4 protein-coding genes are annotated in these 3,419 nt (G+C 63.2%); 2 read left to right on the top strand and 2 right to left on the bottom strand.

Annotated elements, in window-relative coordinates; all coding sequences use genetic code 11:
* Positions 1-47: 47 nt before the first annotated feature.
* Entirely contained in the window at positions 48-866 is an 819-nt protein-coding gene (locus tag IVB32_RS05090; protein ID WP_026233994.1) for a quinoprotein dehydrogenase-associated SoxYZ-like carrier, read from the bottom strand.
* A gap of 50 nt (positions 867-916) precedes the next feature.
* Entirely contained in the window at positions 917-1,840 is a 924-nt protein-coding gene (locus IVB32_RS05085; protein ID WP_026233993.1) for a quinoprotein relay system zinc metallohydrolase 2, read from the bottom strand.
* A gap of 127 nt (positions 1,841-1,967) precedes the next feature.
* On the opposite strand from IVB32_RS05085, the gene IVB32_RS05080 reads away from it, so the two are divergent.
* Together IVB32_RS05080 and IVB32_RS05075 are read left to right on the top strand one after the other, a co-directional pair.
* Positions 1,968-2,849 carry a substrate-binding domain-containing protein gene (locus IVB32_RS05080; protein WP_247295105.1) on the top strand — a complete coding sequence of 294 codons (882 nt, stop codon included), beginning with the start codon at positions 1,968-1,970 and terminating at the stop codon, positions 2,847-2,849.
* 10 nt (positions 2,850-2,859) lie between these two features.
* Complete coding sequence (locus IVB32_RS05075; RefSeq protein WP_018460288.1) at positions 2,860-3,417, top strand: PQQ-dependent catabolism-associated CXXCW motif protein; 558 nt, start codon at positions 2,860-2,862, stop codon at positions 3,415-3,417.
* Positions 3,418-3,419 lie beyond the last annotated feature (2 nt).

Raw genomic sequence — 3,419 nt, 5'->3', positions numbered from 1 at the left:
AAGATCGTGGATGGCCGGGACAAGCCCGGCCATGACGACCGGGAGCCTCACGTCCCCGGCTTCTCCACGTCCCACTCGTTCCGGAACACGTGTCCGTCCGTGTCCTTGGCTTCCGCGCGAAAACGCCTGGCGCCGTTGGATACATAGGTGAAGCGCAGATTTGGATCTTCCGAGATCGAGATGCCGCCTTCCATCGACAGCACGGGGCTGTCGTCCTGCGTCAGCTTGAGCTGGTTGATGAAGAAGGCGGGAATGTAGAGCTGTGTGACCTGGTCCATCTGCAGGCCGGAATTGTTGGGATGGCCGATCATGATCTGCGCTTCCCGCATGCGGCTCGCCGGGGCCTCCTCGCGCGCGAATTGGCGGTAGCGCATCTGGCCGAGCCGGTTCTGGGCCTCCTCGGCATTCTTCCCTGCTGGTGCCGAGCAGCCGCCGGAGGCCTTCACGTAGACTTTCGAGACATAGAGCTGGCCATCGCTGAGCTCGGCCACCGCATGAACGTCGGTGTAATTGTTGACGCGCACGCGGGTCGAGATTTCAGTGACGTTGGCATCCGGTCCGAGCTCGAACTTCGCCGCCATCGGCGCGGGATTACGATCGATCACCAGCGTGATCGAACGGATGCGGCGGGCATCGCCGGGCGAGAGCTTGCTGCGCAGGGTCACCGGCACGATGGCCGCGTCTTCGGCACGATACGGCATCTCGATTCCAATGACATTGCCGCCGTCATTCATCGGACGGCTGCTGAAGATGTCCTGCACCAGGCCCGGCCAGGGATCGTAAGCCTCTTCCGCCTGCGCCGGCACGGCGAATGCAATGCCGAGGAGCAGGGCGATCAGAGGCAGTCGGCGCGTGCATCCCGTCATGGTCATGGTCCCGCGGACGAAGCAACGTTTCACGCATCGTAGCGCGTCCGCTACTCCCATTCAATTTCCGAAAATGCTGCGGTTGCGTTGCGGGCGTTGTAGTCGTCGAACAGCTCCCAGTGCGGCCGTTCCGAGGCGGCGGCCCTGTCTGCAGCGGTTCGGATCGGCTCGCCCTTCTTGTTCGACGCCCGGATGTCCGCCAGCAGTGCCGTCAGATAGCGCCGTTCATCGGTCAGCGCGGCAGGCCATTCACTCACAGGTCCGTGACCGGGAACGACGCGCTGCGCCGGAATGCTCTCGAGTTCCGCGAGGATGCGAAGCCAGCCGCGAATGCTGCCGTCCATCACCGGAATATGGCGGAGGAAGATGAGGTCGCCAGTGAACAGCGTCTTCGTCATCTCATCGAACACGGTCAGGTCATTGTCGCTGTGCCCGGCCGGCCAAGCCCGCAGGTTGAGGCGGCGCGCACCGAGATCGAGCATCAGGGTGTCCGTGACGAGCATTGTGGGCGGCACGATTTTCACGGGAGATATCAATTCGTCGCCCATGATGCGCCTAAAATTGTCGAGATAGTACGGCCCACGGGCAGCGAGCGCCCGCGGCAATCGGCTGTGACCGACGAAAATGGTGTCCCCGGCGACGAAAGCCGCATTGCCGAAAACATGGTCGGGATGGCCGTGGGTATTGATGACGTAGCGGATCGGCTTGCTGGTGCGGGCCCGCACCGCCGCCAGCAGCGCCTCGCCCTCGCGAACGCTACCGCCGGTATCAATCACGGCCACCGCATCTTCGCCCACGATGAAGCCGACATTGGCGATGTCGCCCTCGTTCTCGCGGGTCATCAGGGCGATGGTCCCGGAGTGTACGAAGATTCCCGGCGCGACTTCGCTCACAGGCAATTCGGCCGCTGCGGCGCATGCTAGCGTCGCTGTTACCAGGGACAAGGCTGCGATCACGAGAGCGATGCGAGACACTTTTCAGCCTCAGTTCAAAGGTTGCGCGCATTGCACTGCAACAAAGAAAGCCAGCACAAAGTCTGGCAAAACATGGCGCGTCATGCGTTGCATGGCTAGCATTCAAACAAGCCTAGGAGGAAGCGCGATGACGGAGGCCGGACGACATCGTCGCTGGTTGCTTTCACTGAGTATCCTGGTTGCGTCTTGCGCGTTCGGCGACGTCGCCATAGCGCAGACCAACGAGACGGGTGACCTCTCGTTCGAACTGGTCGACCCCAAGGTGCTACGCGTCTGTTCCGACCCGCGCAATCTGCCGTTCTCGAATGAGAAGGGCGAGGGGTTCGAGAACAAGCTTGCCGAGCTGTTTGCGGACAAGCTCCAGAAGAAGCTCGACTATGTCTTTTTTCCGCAAGCCACCGGCTTCGTGCGCATGACGCTCGGCTCGCATCGCTGCGACGTCATCATGGGCTTCCCCCAAGGCGATGACCTCGTGCAAGGCACCAATCCCTACTACCGCACGAGCTATGCCTTGGTCGCGAAAGCAGGTAGCGGGCTGGAGGAGGTCGACACGCTGGAGGATGCCAGGCTCAAGGGCAAGCATGTCGGCATCGTCGCCGGCACGCCGCCTGCGACCAACATGGCCATTGCGGGACTGATGGGTGATGCAAAGCCCTATCCGCTCATGATCGACACGCGCTACGACAATTCGGCGCAGGCAATGATCGATGATCTCACGGCGGGCAAGATCGACGCCGGCGTGCTGTGGGGACCGATGGCAGGGTTCTACGCGAAGAAGGCGGGGTCGCTTCATGTCACGCCGCTGGTGAAGGAAACCACCGGGCCAAAACTGGTCTATCGCATCGGCATGGGCGTGCGTGGCGCCGACCAGAACTGGAAGCGGCAGCTCAACAAGCTGATCCAGGAGAACCAGGGCGAGATCAACAAGATCCTGCTCGATTTCGGCGTGCCGCTGCTGGACGAGAACGATCGGCCGCTTGGCGCGGAGACGACCAAGAAGGCACCATGAGGCAGACGCCATGAGGCGGCACCTTGCGGCTGCGCTGGTCGGCGCCGTGCTGGTGGCGCCGGTCGTTGCGCAGCAGCAGGAGCCGTTCGAGCCCGAAGGCTATCGCACCGACAACTACCGCGCGCCCGTGCCGCCGACGCTCGGCGGCGCGCGCGTGCTGTCGACGTCAGAAGCCGAGGCGATTTGGCGCGCGAAGAGCGGCGCCTTCATCGACGTGCTGCCGCGCGCGCCGAAGCCGAAAAACCTTCCCGCGGGTACCGTTTGGCGCGAGGCGCCGCGCAAAAATATTCCGGGCAGCATCTGGCTGCCGGATACCGGCTACGGCACGCTGCCGCCCGCCATGGACGACTATTTCCAGCGCGGCCTGGCGCGTGCATCACACGGCGATAAGAACGCGCTGCTCGTGATCTATTGCCTGGCCGATTGCTGGATGTCCTGGAACGCCGCCAAGCGCGCGCTCGCGTATGGCTACTCCAACATCGCCTGGTATCCCGATGGCACCGACGGCTGGGAGCGTGCAAAGCTTCCTACTGAGGAGGCGCAGCCCGAGCCGCGGCCGGAGCAATAGGC

The sequence above is a fragment of the Bradyrhizobium sp. 23 genome (assembly GCF_023073295.1).
In the GTDB taxonomy this organism is placed as follows: domain Bacteria; phylum Pseudomonadota; class Alphaproteobacteria; order Rhizobiales; family Xanthobacteraceae; genus Bradyrhizobium; species Bradyrhizobium canariense_D.
The sequence above is the reverse complement of the archived record's forward strand: the minus strand, read 5'-3'. Positions and strand labels throughout refer to the sequence as shown.

Coding starts and splice junctions, on each gene's coding strand:
- IVB32_RS05090 (WP_026233994.1), bottom strand. CDS start 866: ATGACGGGATGCACGCGCCGACTGCCTCTGATCGCCCTGCTCCTCGGC.
- IVB32_RS05080 (WP_247295105.1), top strand. CDS start 1,968: ATGACGGAGGCCGGACGACATCGTCGCTGGTTGCTTTCACTGAGTATC.
- IVB32_RS05075 (WP_018460288.1), top strand. CDS start 2,860: ATGAGGCGGCACCTTGCGGCTGCGCTGGTCGGCGCCGTGCTGGTGGCG.